The organism is Stenotrophomonas sp. 1337 (genome assembly GCF_031455455.1).
Taxonomy (GTDB): domain Bacteria; phylum Pseudomonadota; class Gammaproteobacteria; order Xanthomonadales; family Xanthomonadaceae; genus Stenotrophomonas; species Stenotrophomonas indicatrix.
Window position 1 is genome coordinate 54935 of sequence record NZ_JAVDSR010000013.1, and the last position, 14774, is coordinate 69708.

15 protein-coding genes are annotated in these 14774 nt (G+C 66.9%); 9 read left to right on the top strand and 6 right to left on the bottom strand.

Features of this window, described 5'->3' with window-relative positions; all coding sequences use genetic code 11:
• Positions 1-99 precede the first annotated feature (99 nt).
• From J2X70_RS16880 to fghA, 4 genes are all read left to right on the top strand, one after another.
• The gene (locus J2X70_RS16880) at positions 100-1008 is read left to right on the top strand and encodes a LysR family transcriptional regulator (protein ID WP_025874088.1); all 909 of its coding nucleotides are present in this window, start codon (positions 100-102) and stop codon (positions 1006-1008) included.
• 56 nt (positions 1009-1064) lie between these two features.
• On the top strand, positions 1065-1340 hold the full coding sequence (gene frmR, locus J2X70_RS16885) for a formaldehyde-responsive transcriptional repressor FrmR (protein ID WP_005411009.1): 276 nt from the start codon (positions 1065-1067) through the stop codon (positions 1338-1340).
• 62 nt (positions 1341-1402) lie between these two features.
• Positions 1403-2512 (top strand): S-(hydroxymethyl)glutathione dehydrogenase/class III alcohol dehydrogenase, encoded by a 1110-nt coding sequence (locus J2X70_RS16890; protein ID WP_105164634.1) that lies wholly within the window; start codon positions 1403-1405, stop codon positions 2510-2512.
• 50 nt (positions 2513-2562) lie between these two features.
• Positions 2563-3393 carry an S-formylglutathione hydrolase gene (gene fghA, locus J2X70_RS16895; protein ID WP_309911326.1) on the top strand — a complete coding sequence of 277 codons (831 nt, stop codon included), beginning with the start codon at positions 2563-2565 and terminating at the stop codon, positions 3391-3393.
• Between the two features lie 96 nt (positions 3394-3489).
• Here fghA and J2X70_RS16900 read toward each other — a convergent pair whose 3' ends face one another.
• Positions 3490-4353 (bottom strand): PA4780 family RIO1-like protein kinase, encoded by an 864-nt coding sequence (locus tag J2X70_RS16900; protein ID WP_025874091.1) that lies wholly within the window; start codon positions 4351-4353, stop codon positions 3490-3492.
• A gap of 228 nt (positions 4354-4581) precedes the next feature.
• Between J2X70_RS16900 and J2X70_RS16905 the strand changes: the two genes are divergently transcribed.
• Positions 4582-6027 (top strand): GGDEF domain-containing protein, encoded by a 1446-nt coding sequence (locus J2X70_RS16905; RefSeq protein ID WP_279208711.1) that lies wholly within the window; start codon positions 4582-4584, stop codon positions 6025-6027.
• Positions 6028-6197: 170 nt separating this feature from the next.
• Here the strand turns inward: J2X70_RS16905 and J2X70_RS16910 are convergent, their stop codons facing one another.
• Entirely contained in the window at positions 6198-6638 is a 441-nt protein-coding gene (locus tag J2X70_RS16910; protein ID WP_059065132.1) for a universal stress protein, read from the bottom strand.
• Positions 6639-6779: 141 nt separating this feature from the next.
• Between J2X70_RS16910 and J2X70_RS16915 the strand changes: the two genes are divergently transcribed.
• The 4 genes from J2X70_RS16915 to J2X70_RS16930 all read left to right on the top strand — a co-directional run bounded on the left by J2X70_RS16915 (position 6780) and on the right by J2X70_RS16930 (position 11891).
• On the top strand, positions 6780-7697 hold the full coding sequence (locus J2X70_RS16915) for a LysR family transcriptional regulator (RefSeq protein WP_025874094.1): 918 nt from the start codon (positions 6780-6782) through the stop codon (positions 7695-7697).
• A gap of 154 nt (positions 7698-7851) precedes the next feature.
• Positions 7852-9381, top strand: a complete 1530-nt coding sequence (locus tag J2X70_RS16920) for an MFS transporter (RefSeq protein ID WP_223483215.1) — start codon at positions 7852-7854, stop codon at positions 9379-9381.
• Between the two features lie 21 nt (positions 9382-9402).
• A complete protein-coding gene (locus tag J2X70_RS16925) occupies positions 9403-10485 on the top strand; it encodes an HlyD family secretion protein (protein WP_223483216.1) in 1083 nt (360 codons plus the stop codon).
• Complete coding sequence (locus J2X70_RS16930) at positions 10482-11891, top strand: efflux transporter outer membrane subunit (RefSeq protein WP_309911334.1); 1410 nt, start codon at positions 10482-10484, stop codon at positions 11889-11891. Before J2X70_RS16925 ends, J2X70_RS16930 begins: the two co-directional genes overlap by 4 nt.
• Before the next feature lie 94 nt (positions 11892-11985).
• Here the strand turns inward: J2X70_RS16930 and J2X70_RS16935 are convergent, their stop codons facing one another.
• The 4 genes from J2X70_RS16935 to J2X70_RS16950 all read right to left on the bottom strand — a co-directional run bounded on the left by J2X70_RS16935 (position 11986) and on the right by J2X70_RS16950 (position 14679).
• Entirely contained in the window at positions 11986-12384 is a 399-nt protein-coding gene (locus J2X70_RS16935) for a hypothetical protein (RefSeq protein ID WP_080149858.1), read from the bottom strand.
• A 180-nt stretch (positions 12385-12564) separates the two neighbouring features.
• Complete coding sequence (locus J2X70_RS16940; protein WP_309911336.1) at positions 12565-13131, bottom strand: DUF3916 domain-containing protein; 567 nt, start codon at positions 13129-13131, stop codon at positions 12565-12567.
• A 189-nt stretch (positions 13132-13320) separates the two neighbouring features.
• Positions 13321-13659: a hypothetical protein gene (locus tag J2X70_RS16945; RefSeq protein ID WP_025874099.1), complete on the bottom strand. Its 339-nt coding sequence runs from the start codon at positions 13657-13659 to the stop codon at positions 13321-13323.
• Between the two features lie 78 nt (positions 13660-13737).
• Positions 13738-14679: a DegV family protein gene (locus J2X70_RS16950; protein ID WP_025874100.1), complete on the bottom strand. Its 942-nt coding sequence runs from the start codon at positions 14677-14679 to the stop codon at positions 13738-13740.
• Between the last annotated feature and the right edge of the window lie 95 nt (positions 14680-14774).

Below are 14774 nucleotides of genomic sequence, written 5' to 3' on the forward strand. Positions count from 1 at the left end.
CGGCGCGACAGCACCATGATGGAGTTGACATGTGGGCACATAAAGGCGGTAGATTTCCCGTCAGGCGGGACAATCTGTCCCCAATGGGCGAGCCTGCCGATGCTTCCCGTCGAATCCCTGAATGGCCTGGCGACCTTCGTCACCACGGCGCGCTCGGCCACCTTCACCGAGGCCGCCGACGCGCTGGGCATCTCCCGCTCGGCGGTCGGCAAGGCCATCGCCCGGCTGGAAACGCGGCTGGGCGTGCGCCTGTTCCATCGCACCACCCGGCGCATCGCGCTGACCACCGACGGCGAGGCGTACTACGCCTCCTGCGCCGCGGCCCTGGATGAAATCGCGGCGGCCGAAGCCTGCCTGGGCTCGGCTGCGCATCTGCCGAGCGGCCGCCTGCGCATCGACATGCCGTCCTCGTTCGGGCGGCTGGTGGTGCTGCCGGTACTGCTGCGCATGTGCAATGAACACCCGGACCTGCAGTTGACGATGACCTTCACCGATCACTTCGTTGACCCGGTGGAAGAAGGCATCGACCTGCTGATCCGCTTTGGCGGCCTGCATCACGCCGAGCACCTGGTCGCGCGCAAGCTGGCCAGCCAGCGCCTGGTGACCTGCGCGTCGCCGGCCTACCTGCAGGCCTATGGTGTGCCGCAGACGCTGGACGAACTGCGCGACCATCGCAGCGTGGTCGGCTTCCGTCATGGCCAGTCGGTGGCGTGGCGGATCGGCAGCGAGGGCACCAACGGCAGCTTCATCCCCAGTGCCACGCATCAGCTCAACGATGGCGATGCGGTGATCGAGGGGGCGATCGCCGGGTTGGGGATCTGCCAGATGCCGATGTCTCTGGTGCGCCATCACCTGGAATCCGGTGCGTTGCAGTCGGTACTGGACCACTGCACGCAGCACCATGTGGACATCCACGCGCTGTGGCCACAGACGCGGCATCTGCGGCCGAAGGTGCGTTACGTGGTGGAAGAGCTGACCCGGCTGGCCGCAAAGGGGGCCTTTGATTGAGGTCCGGATCGGCTCCTGTATACTATCCCCCAGTATAGTTCCGAGGCCGGCCCACGATGCCGCACTCTCCCGAAGAGAAAAAGAAGGTTCTGGCCCGCGTGCGCCGCATCCGCGGCCAGTGCGATGCGCTGGACCGCGCGCTGGAAGCCGGCGCCGACTGCGGGCCGGTGCTGCAGCAGATCGCCGCCATCCGTGGCGCGGTCAACGGCCTGATGTCCGAAGTGATGGAAGCGCACCTGCGCGAGGAGTTCGGCCAGCCCGCCGCCTCCGATGAACAACGCGCCGAACGCGTGCGCGACATGAGCGCGTTGATCCGCTCGTACCTGAAATGAACGACGGCGCGACACAGCGCCGCGCATCCTGTTTTCCGCAAGCCCTTTTGGAGAGTGCCATCATGAAATCCCGTGCCGCCGTCGCCTTTGGTCCCGGCCAGCCGCTGCAGATCGTCGAGATCGACGTCGCCCCGCCGAAGGCGGGCGAAGTGCTGGTCAAGATCACCCACACCGGTGTCTGCCACACCGATGCGTTCACCCTGTCCGGCGATGATCCGGAAGGCCTGTTCCCGGTGGTGCTGGGCCATGAAGGCGCCGGCATCGTGGTGGAGGTGGGCGAGGGCGTGACCAGCGTCAAGCCGGGTGACCACGTCATTCCGCTGTACACCGCCGAATGTGGTGAATGCCTGTTCTGCAAGAGCGGCAAGACCAATCTGTGCGTGGCGGTGCGTGCCACCCAGGGCAAGGGCGTGATGCCCGATGGCACCAGCCGCTTCAGCTACAACGGCGAGCCGATCTACCACTACATGGGCTGCTCGACCTTCAGCGAATACACCGTCGTTGCCGAGGTGTCGCTGGCGAAGATCAACCCGGAAGCGAACCCGGAGCATGTCTGCCTGCTCGGCTGCGGCGTGACCACCGGCATCGGTGCGGTGCACAACACCGCCAAGGTGCAGGAAGGCGACAGCGTGGCCGTGTTCGGCCTGGGCGGCATCGGCCTTGCGGTCATCCAGGGTGCGCGCCAGGCCAAGGCCGGGCGCATCATCGCGGTGGACACCAACCCGTCCAAGTTCGAGCTGGCCCGCGAATTCGGCGCCACCGACTGCATCAACCCGAAGGACTTCGACAAGCCGATCCAGCAGGTGATCGTGGAGATGACCACCTGGGGCGTGGACCACAGCTTCGAGTGCATCGGCAACGTCAACGTGATGCGTGCGGCGCTGGAATGCGCCCACCGTGGCTGGGGCCAGAGCGTGGTGATCGGCGTGGCCGGTGCCGGTCAGGAAATCTCCACCCGCCCGTTCCAGCTGGTCACCGGCCGCAAGTGGATGGGCACCGCGTTTGGTGGCGTGAAGGGCCGCAGCCAGCTGCCGGGCATGGTCGAAGACGCGATGAAGGGCGATATCGAGCTGGCCCCGTTCGTCACCCACACCATGGACCTGGACAAAATCAACGAAGCCTTCGACCTGATGCATGAAGGCAAGTCGATCCGTTCGGTCGTCCACTACTGAGCCGCGCCGGGCGGCAGGCGCTTGCCTGCCGTCCCTCGGGAGGAAACCTCATGGAACGTATCGAACACCGCGCCTGTGCCGGCGGTTGGCAGGATGTCTACCGCCATCATTCGACCACGCTGGGCTGCGACATGCAGTTCGCCGTGTACCTGCCGCCGCAGGCCGAAACCCGGAAGCTGCCGGTGCTGTACTGGCTGAGCGGACTCACCTGCACCGAGCAGAACTTCATCACCAAGGCCGGCGCGCAGCGCTATGCGGCCGAGCACGGCGTGATCATCGTCGCCCCGGACACCAGCCCACGCGGCGATGACGTGGCCGATGCCGAGGGCTATGACCTGGGCAAGGGCGCGGGTTTCTATCTCAACGCCACACAGCAGCCGTGGGCCAAGCACTACCGCATGCACGACTACGTCGCTCACGAGCTGCCGGCGTTGATCGAGGCGGGTTTCCCGGCAACCGACGCACGGGGCATCAGTGGCCATTCGATGGGCGGCCATGGCGCGCTGGTGATTGCGCTGCGCAACCCGGGCCACTACCGCAGCGTGTCGGCGTTCTCGCCGATCGTGGCACCCAGCCACGTGCCGTGGGGGCAGAAGGCATTCGCCGCCTACCTCGGCGGCAACCCGGCCGACTGGGCGCAGTGGGATGCCTGCGAACTTGTGGCCCACGCCGGCGAGCGCTTGCCGCTGCTGGTTGACCAGGGCGAGGGGGATGAGTTCCTGCACAGCCAGCTGCAGCCGCAGCGCCTGCAGCAGGCCTGCGATGCTGCCGGTCATCCGCTGAGCCTGCGCCTGCAGCCCGGCTACGACCACAGCTATTACTTCATCGCCAGCTTCATCGGCGAGCACATCGCGCACCACGCCCGGGCGCTGCACGTCTGACCCTGACGGTAGTGCCGGCCGCTGGCCGGCATTGCCTTGAGAACAGTCGAGCAAGCTCGACGCTACGGCGGCCAGCCGCCACGCATGGCGTGGCGCTTACACGTCGTCTTCTTCTTCCGCCGCTTCACGGCCCTGCTGGCGGATCAAGGCTTGTTCGCGCGCATCGTTGATGGCGTGGCGCACGCTGTCCAGGTCGACGGTGGATTCATCGTGCACGAAGGTGCCGGTGAGCTCACTGTCCGGCAGCAGGCTGCCCGCCTCGAACAGCGCCCACATTTCCTCGCCATACCAGCTGTCCAGCAGTTCGGGCGCGAAACGGCCCAGGTAGGCGGTGAGGTTGTTGACATCCCGCAACAGCATGCTGCGCGCGGCGTTGTTGCCGCCCGCACTGACCACCTGAGGGAAATCGATCACCACCGGGCCATCGGGACCGACCAGCACGTTGTACGGCGAGAGATCGCCATGGATCAGGCCGCAGCACAGCATGCGCACCACCTGGCGGACCAGGGTCTGGTGGAACTGGCGGGCCTGCTCGGGCTCCAGCTCCACCTCGCCCAGGCGCGCGGCGGAGAAACCGTCGGCATCGGTGACCAGCTCCATCACCAGCACGCCGTGGTAGTAACCGTACGGCTCGGGCACGCGCACGCCGGCATCGCGCAGCTGGTACAGCGCGTCCACCTCGGTGTTCTTCCAGGCCGTTTCCTGCTGCTTGCGGCCGTATTTGCTGGCCTTGCCCACCGCACGCGCCTCGCGGCTGCCGCGCACCTTGCGACCTTCCTGGTACTGCACGCGCTGCTGGAAGCTGCGCTGGGCCATGTCCTTGTAGACCTTCGCGCAGCGCACCTCGTTGCCGCTGCGTACCACGTACACGGCCGCTTCCTTGCCGCTCTTGAGCGGGCGTAGAACTTCATCGATCACGCCGTCGTCGATCAGGGCGCGCAGTCCTTCCGGGGTTTTCACGGGATCTCTGGGGCGGCCGGCGCGGACGCGCTGGCCAGAATGGGGAGGAATCTGCGCATTTTACAGGTCGCGGCTGCCCAGCGGCTTCCCGGCTGGCCCGCGAGCGTCGCTGGGCAACCGTCCCACGAGACGGCTGCCACCGTCGCGGATTTTCCAAAGTGGATCACGCCACCGTGGCGGCGCGGCGCGCTATCGTGCAGCCATACGGCCTTGCCGATGGGGGGATGCATGCCGGTTGCGCTGGCGCTGCTGTTCGTGGTCTGCCACGGTCTGGCCGTGGCGTTCTGGCCGGGCCCGGCCGGCGGTAGCTCGTTCGTGTTTCTCACCGCCGCGCCGCTACTGGCCGCGGCCGCCTGCCTGTGGCGTGGCCAGCGGGACCACGCCGCGCTGGGCTGGCGCGCCACGGCACTGGCACTGCTGCTCTGGGCCGGCGGCATGGCCTTCAACATGATCGATGCGCTGGGCGCCGACCGCGCCAACATCACCCCGCGCGCCAGCCTGCTGTTGTATGTGCTGTACGGCGTGCCGCTGGTGTTCATCCTGGCCCGCGCCCGTCGCGAACGCCGGATGATCAGCCTGATCGACGGCGTGATGGCGGCCCTGCTGGGCGTGTTGTTCTTCGTGCATACCCAGTCCTTCGCCGACCGCATCGATATCGACGACCAGGCGATGGCGCACATGCAGCGCATGTTCGACATCCAGAACCTGTGCATCGCCGGTTTCGCGGTGGTGCGCTGGGTCGCCGGCGATGCGCCTGAACGGCGCAGCTTCTACCGCGCGCTGGCGCTGTTTGCGCTGTCCTATTTGCTGGTTGCGTTCTACATCAATCACTACACCGCCGAGCAGTCGTTCGGCGCCTACAACGATCTGCTGATCGACCTGCCGTTCCTGCTGATGGCGCTGATGGCCCTGCGCCAGGCACCTGCACCGGGCTTCGTGCTGCATCCCCGCCTGCTGCGATTGGTGCAGGCCGGTGGACCGATCATCCTGCCCTTGTTGCTGCTGGTGGTCGGTACCCTGGTGGTGGACCACGCGCGGGCGTTGGCGCTGACCGGGTTCGTGGTGGCAACGCTGGGCTTCAGCCTGCGCAGCACGTTGCTGCAGCTCGACCTGCTGGAGCGGCAGGCAGGCCTGGATCAGCTGGCACGACAGGATGGCCTGACCGGCGTAGCCAATCGCCGCCAGTTCGATACGCTGCTGCTGGCCGAATGGAACCGGGCGCGTCGCAGCGGCAGCGAACTGGCATTGCTGCTGGTGGACATCGACCATTTCAAGGCATTCAACGACGAGCACGGTCATCCTGCCGGCGACCGCTGCCTGCAGGCGGTGGCCGCGGTGCTGCAGGCCACCGCCGGGCGCGCGGCCGACAGCGTGGCGCGCTATGGCGGTGAGGAATTCGCGGTGATCGTGCCCGGCAGCCCACTGTCGGGTGTGCTGGCGCTGGCCGAGCGCCTGCGCGAGGCGGTGGAAGCGCTGCCGCTGCCGGAAGGCCGGGTCAGCATCAGCGTGGGCGTGGGTTACCTGCATCCGCCGGCGCTGGCCACCGCCGAACAGTTGCTGGCCGATGCCGATGCCGGCCTGTACGCGGCCAAGCGTGCGGGCCGCAACCAGGTGATCCTGCACGCACACGTGCTGGACGACGACGGGGGCGCGCACGACACGCTGGACTGTTGAGCATGGCTGCGCGACTGCCACGGCAGGAAAGTGCGTGGTTGATCGGCGCTGGCGCGACCGCCCGGTCGGATCCAGCAGGCGCAGGCGTTGCCGGCCAGCGGCCGGCACTACCCTGGCAGGCAGCCCGCGTCAGGCCGCCGCAGGCCAGTACCTCGCCAAGGTGGCGATACCTACGGATCACGTGTTTCCACCAGCACCGGGCAAGGCGCATGGTCGATCGTCCATTGCCCCACCGAGGGCTCGAACAGGCGCTGCAGGCGTGACAGATGGCGGTGGCCGATGACGATCAGGTCGCATTGCAGGCGACGCGCCTGCGCGCTGATCACTTCGCCAGGATCGCCGGAAGGCAGCTGTGCGATGGCGTCCACGCCGCGCTCGCGCAGCTCGGCCAAGGCGTCGGCCAGTACCGCTTCGGCATGCGCCTGCTGCCGGGCGGCGGCGGGATACTCACGGCGGTCGGCATCGGTGGCACCAGCGGCCAGTGCGAATTCGGGGTCAAGCACGCACAGCAGGTGCAGGCGGCTGCGGGGGCCGGCCATGGTGGCGGCCAGGTCCAGCACGCGGTCGTGCTGGGGGCCGCCATCAAGCGCGACCAGCAGGGTGTTGAACATGGAAAGCTCCTTTGCAGGGCGCTGATGGTCGCTGATGTCGTCGCGCGCACCCATGCCGTGCGCCGCAGTCAATGCGTGCGCACAACGCAATTCTGGATGATCTGGATTGCAGTAGAGTCATCCCATTTGCGGGAGACTGCCATGCCCTTGCCGGACCTGAACCTGTTGCTGGCACTGGATGTGCTGATCGACGAATGCAGCGTGGCGGCCGCTGCGCGACGGATGAATCTCAGTGCGCCGGCGATGAGCCGTACCCTGGGCCGGGTACGGGTAGCCCTGGGTGATCCGGTGCTGGTGCGCGCCGGCCGTGGGCTCGCCCCCACGCCACGCGCGCTGGAACTGCGTGAGCAGGTGCGCGATGTGATCGAGCAGGCACACCGCGTGTTCAATGCGGGCCGCGAGGTCGACATGGCCACGCTGGAACGAACGTTCAGCGTGCGCGCCAACGATGTGTTCATCGGCAGCTATGGCGGCCGCCTGCGTGATGTCTTCCGCCAGCAGGCACCGCGCTGCATGCTGCGCTTCGTGCCCGAAGGCGATACCGATGACGATGCGATGGTGCAGGGGCGGATCGACCTGTACATCAGCACGGCCGGCAAGCACAGCCCGGAAACCAAGGTGCAGCACCTGTTCACCACCTCGCTGCTGGGCGCGGCACGCGAGGATCATCCGTTGTTCGACGGCGACATCAGTGTCGAGCGCTTCGCCGCGTGCGACCACATCGCCGTGTCCCGGCGCGGGCTTGCGCATGGCCCGATCGACGAAGAGCTGGCAGCGCTTGGCCTGCAACGGCGGGTGGCGGTGGTCATCCCTACCTTCCATGGCGCGATCTTTGCTGCCGCCGATTCGGACCTGGTGCTGCCGCAGATGCCAAGCGTGATGCTGGACCGCATCACCCGCATGGGCCTGCCGCTGCGAATGTTCCCGCTGCCGGTGCCGGTGCGGACCGTAGCGCTGGTGCAGGCCTGGCACCCACGCATGGACAACGACCCGGCCCACCAGTGGCTGCGGCGGGCGATCAAGGGCATGTGCGATTCGGTCGAGGCGGCCCACCACTGATTGCCCGCGGGCGTGCGTTGTACGCACGCCTGCGATGCCGGGCACGCCATTTTTCGCAGGCAACGGCCTTTCTAGACTGCGCTCCCGAAAGTTTCACTGAGCGCAATCCAATGTCTCCATATATGCCGTGTACTGCACGGATCGGCAGCCGGCAGTGAGCACGCCGGCCGCCATGCCCGCGGCGCCGGCAGCGCCCCGGCCCGTCGCTGCCCCCGGCTTCGACCGGCGCATCCTGGTTGGGCTGTGCGGTGTGCTGCTGGCAGTGCTGGTGTCGGGTTTCAACGAGAACGTCACCAAGGTCGCGCTGGCCGACATCCGCGGTGCGATGGGTTTCAGCGTCGATGACGGCAGCTGGATCGTGGCGCTGTACAGCGCCATGTCGGTCAGCGCGATGGCATTCGCACCGTGGTGCGCAGCCACCTTCTCGCTGCGCCGCTTTGCGCTGGCTATGATCGGCGGCTTCATGGTGCTGGGCGTGCTGTGCCCGCTCGCCCCCAACCTGCAGACCTTTCTGCTGCTGCGCGCATTGCAGGGACTGTGTGGGGGCGCGCTGCCGCCGCTGCTGATGAGCGTGGCGCTGCGCTTCCTGCCGCCGGGCATCAAGCTGTACGGCCTGGCCGCCTACGCACTGACCGCCACCTTCGGGCCGAGCATGGGCACTCCGCTGGCCGCATTCTGGGTGGAGCAGGTGGGCTGGCACTGGGCGTTCTGGCAGATCGTGCCGTATTGCCTGGCGGCGATGGCGATGGTCGGCTGGGGCCTGCCACAGGATCCCCTGCGGCTGGAGCGCTTCGCACAGTTCGACGGCGTCGGCCTGATGCTCGGCCTGCCGGCGCTGGTGCTGCTGGTACTGGGTTTGGTGCAGGGCCCGCGCCTGAACTGGTTCGACTCGTCGTTGATCACGCTGATGCTGGGTGGCGGTGCGGGTCTGCTGGTGTTGTTCTTCATCAACGAGTGGTTCCATCCACTGCCGTTCTTCAAGCTGCAGCTGCTGGCCAACCGCAACCTCAGCTACTCGCTGATTACCCTCGGTGGCGTGCTGTTCGTGCTGCTGGCGGTGATCTCCATTCCTTCCGGCTTCCTCGCCAGCGTGCAGGGCTATCGCCCGCAACAGACCGCGCCGATGCTGCTGTGGGTGGCGGTGCCGCAGGTCATCGCGCTGCCGTTGGTCGCCGCACTGCTGAACATCCGTGTGATCGATTGCCGTTGGGTGCAGGCCACCGGCCTGGCCCTGCTGGCGCTGGCCTGCTGGCTGGGCGCGCATCTGGACGTCAGCTGGATACGCGACAACTTCCTGTGGGTACAGCTGCTGCAGGTGTTTGCGCAGCCGATGGCGGTGCTGCCGTTGCTGATGCTGGCCACCGGTGGCCTGGCGCCACAGGACGGCCCCTTCGCATCGGCGTGGTTCAACACGGTCAAGGGCTTTGCTGCGGTGCTGGCCAGCGGCGTGCTGGAAGCGGTCGCGCAGGGACGCCGCCATTTCCACTCCACCGTGCTGGTCGAGCGGCTTGGCGAACAGCCGTGGCTGGCCGAAGGGCCGCAGCTTGGCGCGCGCCTGCATGCGCAGGTGCAGGCGTTGACCTCGGCCGATCTCTACCTGCTGGTCGCGTTGGTCGCGCTGGCCTTCATTCCCCTCATTGCCTGGATGCCCACCCGCATCCATCCGCCACGTGCCGTGGCCTGATCCCTTCGCAGGAACTCCCCCATGACAATCAATCGAACGTATCTCAACGCGGGCCTCGGCCTGGGCGTACTGCTTCTGGCCGGTGCTGCCTGGCTGCTGCTGCGCGACGGCCGCCACCAGACCACCAACAACGCCTATGTGGTTGCTGATTACACCGTAGTCGCACCGAAGATCGCCGGCTTCGTCAGCGCGGTGAACGTGGAAGACAACCAGGCGGTGAAGGCCGGTGACGTGCTGGCCCGTATCGATGACCGCGACTACCAGGTCGCGTTGCAGGCCGCCCGCGCCGACCTGGCCAATGCGCGCGCGCAGCTGGCCAACGCGCAGGCGGCGCTGGCACAGCAGGGCTCGCTGATCGAACAGGCCAGGGCGAGTGTGGATGTCAGCCGCGCCGAACTGACCCTGGCCAGCGCCGACCAGCAGCGTTACCGCGAGCTGGCCCGCGACGGTGCCGGTACCGTGCAGAACGCACAGCAGGCGCAGTCGAAGCAGGCCGTTGCCAGTGCACATCTGCAACAGGGACAGGCCGCGTTGTCGACCGCACGCCAGCGCACCGACATCCTCGCTGCCGGGGTGCAGGCCGCACAGGCGGCCGTGCAGCGTGCCGAAGCCGCACAGGCGCGCGCCGAACTGGATCTTTCGCACACCGAGCTGCGTGCACCGATCGATGGCGTGGTGGGACGCCGCGCAGTGCGCGTCGGCGCCTACCTGACCCCGGGCACGCCGGTGGCCGCAGTCGTGCCGCTGCAGCGCGCCTTCGTTGTCGCCAACTTCCAGGAGACGCAGATGACCCGCATGCAGCCAGGGCAACAGGTTGAGCTGACGGTGGACGTGTTCCCCGGCACACCGTTGCGCGGCCATATCGACAGCATCGCCCCGGCCACTGGCGTGACGTTCGCCGCGGTGGCGCCGGAAAACGCGACCGGCAACTTCACCAAGGTGGTGCAGCGCATTCCGGTGAAGATCGTGCTGGAGCCGGAGCAGGCATTGCTGGGCCAACTGCGTGCCGGCATGTCGGTGGAAGCCAGCGTGGATCTGCAACGTCCGCAGCGGGTGCAGAGCGCGCAGCGCGAGCGGCACCGCACGGGCGGGGAAGGCGCATGATCCGCGTATTCCCGCGTGTACTGGCTGCAGCGGCACTGTGCACGGCGTTGACCGCCTGCACGCTGGGACCGGACTTCGTGCGCCCGCAGGCCGACCTGCCCACGCAGTGGCAGGGCGAAGCGGTGGCTTCAGCTGCGCTGGATGACGACGCCAGCTGGTGGTCCGGTTTCGATGATCCGCTGCTGGGGCAACTGGCGACGCAGGTACTGCAGGCCAATCTCGACCTGCAGCTGGCCGCCAACCGGGTGCAGCAGAGCCGCGCCGCGCGTGGCGTCACCGCGGCCGACCGGCTGCCCAGCGTCGGCGCCACTGCCAGTGGCGTACGCGCGCGCAACAGCGAGGTAGGCCTGAACGATCCGTCCGGTAATGGCGGTCGCGATGACTATGGGCTGTTCCAGGCCGGCATCGGCATGAGCTGGGAACTGGATCTGTGGGGACGCGTACGCCGTCAGGTGGAAGCGGCCGACGCACGCGTGCAGATGGCTGAGGAAGATGCACACGCGGTGCGCATCGCGCTGCTGGCCGAGACCGCGCGTGATTACCTGCAGTTGCGCGCGACGCGCCAGCTGCTGGCCATCACCGAGGAAAACCTCAGCATCGCCCACGACATCAAGCGGCTGACCGAAGCGCGCCAGCGCCAAGGCGTGGCCAGCACGTTGCAGGTCTCCAGTGCGGCGGCGCAGGTCGCTTCGCTGCAGGCCCGCATCGCGCCGCTGCGGCACCGCGAATCGCAGCTGCGCAATGCACTCGCATTCCTGCTGGCACAGCCGCCGCAGGCGCTGGATGCGCAGCTGCAGAGCGCGCGCCGCGATTGGGCCGCGTTGCCGACCGTAGCGGTGGGCGTGCCCAGTGAACTGGCCGAGCGTCGCCCGGATGTCCGCCGTGCCGAGGCTGCACTGCATGCTGCCACGGCGGGAATTGGCGTGGCCAAGGCCAGCTTCCTGCCGCGCATCACCTTGAATGGCGATGCCGGTTTCCAGGCCAGGCAGCTGGATGATCTGGATGGCTGGAACGCGCATCGCTTCAGTATCGGCCCGTCGATCAGCCTGCCGATCTTCCAGGGCGGACGCCTGAAGGCCAACCTGGCGCTGAGCAGGCTTCAGCAGCAACAGGCGGCGCTGCAGTTCCGCCGTACCGTGCTGCAGGCCTGGCATGAAGTGGACGATGCCATCGACGGCTATGCCGCCGAACAGCAGCGTGCCGCGCAGCTGCACGTGGCGGTGGATGAGAGCGAGACGGCGCTGGGTGCGGCGCGTCGGCAGTACCAGGCCGGCGTGGTCGACATGCTGGATGTGTTGAGCACCCAGCGCATCGCGCTGGACAACCAGGCCGCGCTGGCCAACAGCCAGGCGACCGCCGCGATTGCACGCGTAGAGCTGTATCGCGCACTGGGCGGCGGTTGGTAAGGCGCAGGATGGGTAGTGCCGGCCGCTGGCCTGCAGATGCCGTATGCATGAGTTGCCGGCCAGCGACCGGCACTATCCTGGCAGGCAGCCCGCGTCAGGCCGCCGGCTTTTCGCGTTTGCGGAACAGCAGATAAGGCCAGATACCGATCAACACCGCTGCGATGACCGTGCCGTAGACCAGCGCGAACACTGACTTGCCCGGCTCGGTCCAGACCATGCCCAGCAGAAGCAGGCCGAACACGATGGTCGGCCCGCCCAGCAGGATCATGGCGAAGGTCTTTATCCGTCCACTGGTGGGCGCATTGGCGAGCTTGCCGACCATGTCGGTACCACCGAAATGCACCTGCAGTGCATCGTTGGTGGAACGGGCGGGCTGCGGTTTTGCGGGTTCCGGCGGCGCTACCGGTTGCTGCAGGTCCATGTCCTGAGTCGCCGACGGCAGCAGGTCCGATAGGTTGGTCTGCTCGATGAGCGCTTTCAGCTTGGGGTCCATGTGCAATCCGTGCAGTCGCCTTTGGCGGCGGCACGATACCAGTACACCCAGATGCCGGGTAGTGCCGGCCGCTGGCCGGCAGCTCGGCAAGGTGAAGCCGGTAGTGGCCAACCTTGGTTGGCACGTTCCAAAAGGCTGCCAACCAAGGTTGGCATTTACCGGACCGGTCGGTATTACCCATCACGGCCGGTCGGCAATCTCGCCGAAGAACCAGTATTCCTGTTCCAGCCCCTCGTGATCATCGGCAGGAGGGATGCATACCTGCACGCCGCGCTCTTCGATGCCGTTGGGCAGGGCGAGCCCCCATTCGGCAGCAAGGCTGCGCGAGGTGATGGCGGTGACCTGTCCATCTGCCGTGGTGGCGACATGTCCCTGGAAATAGTCTTCGTCCAGGTAAAGGCATACCTCGCTGGAGAACATGCCAGGCTGGGCGATGCAGCAGGTTATCCGCACGCCTGCTTGCGAGGCCGGGCGCGACTGGATCAGGTTTGCGCAGGCATTGATCAGGGCCTCCTGCGCGCAGGCGCGCTGCAAAGCCGGCGTCGATGCAGGACCTTCGATCAGGCCTGCGCGAGTGGGAATTTTGTAATTCCAATAACGGGTGTTGGTCTGCAGCTCTTCCGGAGTCGGAGATTCATCGACGAATCTCCGGGCCCAGCGCTGCAGGTAGCGGAGTCGCCGTGGAGCATCGCGCAGCTTCTTCTGGCCGCGAGTGCCTGGCCGGGTGATTGGGTCTGTGTTTCTCATCGCGCCAGTGTGGCAGTCACATGAGCGATGTGCTGGGAAGTGCCAACCAAGGTTGGCGCCTACCAAAGCACGGTCATCATTACCGGGCTATTTGCGACAATTCGGAGGCGCAGAGCCGGTAAATGCCAACCTTGGTTGGCTGCCTTCAGGAAAGCGCCAACCAAGGTTGGCGCCTACCAGAGCCGGAACTCAACGCACGTCGCGCAGTTCCCAGTGGTGCCCGGCCAGCAGGCGCAGGCGCTGCTTGAACACGTCACTGTCGATGCGGGTGGTGGCCACCAGGTTGATGCGCAGGTCCTTCTGCTCACCGGTCACGGTGGCCTCCGGATCGGTCGCGCCCCACTGCGGCTCCACCGCATCCGGGTCCGGCTGCTTGTCGCGCCAGCGCTCGAACAGGCTGCCATTGCGCAGCGCGTTCTGCAGTTCTTCGGCGAAGCCGGCAGCGCCCTGCGAATGGAAAGACAGGTCGGGGTCGTTGCCGCGGGCCTTGGACGGTTCGGGCAGGCTGATGTGGTACTGCGCAGGCATGTTGATCTCCTTGAGGTGCGGCTAGGCTGGCATAGGCGCGGTGGAATCGATGTGCAGATTCCAGAGCGCGGTTGGCCTTCATTCAAATCGATGCGGCCCATCGGCAAAACCCACGGTGACCGCGCCCTTGCCGACGTTGACCATGCCGGTCAGGCTCATCACCGATTCGTACACGGTCACGCCATGGTCGGCGCAGACCTCCTTCATCTGCGCATAGCCGGGCAGGGCACGCAGCTCGTCCAGTTCGCCGCCGTAGCTGACGCACACGGTCGGCGTCATCAGGCCGGCGCGTACGCGCTGGCCGACCACGCCGAACAGCTTCAGCACGGCATTGTCGAAACCCTTGATCTTCGCCACCGGCCCGGTCTGCCCGCGATAGCCATGCAACACCGGCTTGATGTCCAGCGCACTGCCCAGTGCGGCGCTGAGCAGGCCGACGCTGCGGTCGCCCTTGTGCCGGGCGCGGGCACGCATGTAGTACAGGTCGCGGGTGACCATGTAGCCGTGCACGTTGCCGGCCAGTTCTTCCAGGCGCTCGCGGATCTGCTGCACGCTGGCATCACTGGCGCGCAGGCGCACCGCTTCCACCGCCGTCACCGCCTGGGCGGCGAAAAGGTTCTGGGTATCCAGCACGCGCAGCGCGAACGGCGAGTTGAAGCCGGCCGCCTGCCGCACCGGCTTGTAGTCGTTGAGGATGGCGAAGCTGGCCTGCAGTGCATTGTCGTGGATCGGGCTGCGGGTCTTGGTGATGGTCATGCAGAACACATGGTCGTAGTCGATCACCAAGCGTTGCAGGAACAGGTCTCGGATCTGGTTGACGCTGAAGGGGATGGTCTCCGCTTCGGCGCCGTGCTCGGCGACGTGCGCGTGCAGGAAGCTGAGCGTTGCCTGCTCGTCGCGGTGGTCGGCGAGCACCGCTTCGCCGATCCGCACGGTGATCGGCAGCAGCACGATGTTGTGCTCGGCAATGAAGTCCTGCGGCAGGTCGCAGGCCGAGTCGACGACGATTCCGATGCGCATCCGCGGCTCCCCCTCCAGGGCGGTTGTAGGTTCGGAAATGTGAAAACTATCTCAAAACGCGGGCGGGCGCGCGAGGGAAACGCGCCGCTCCCTGT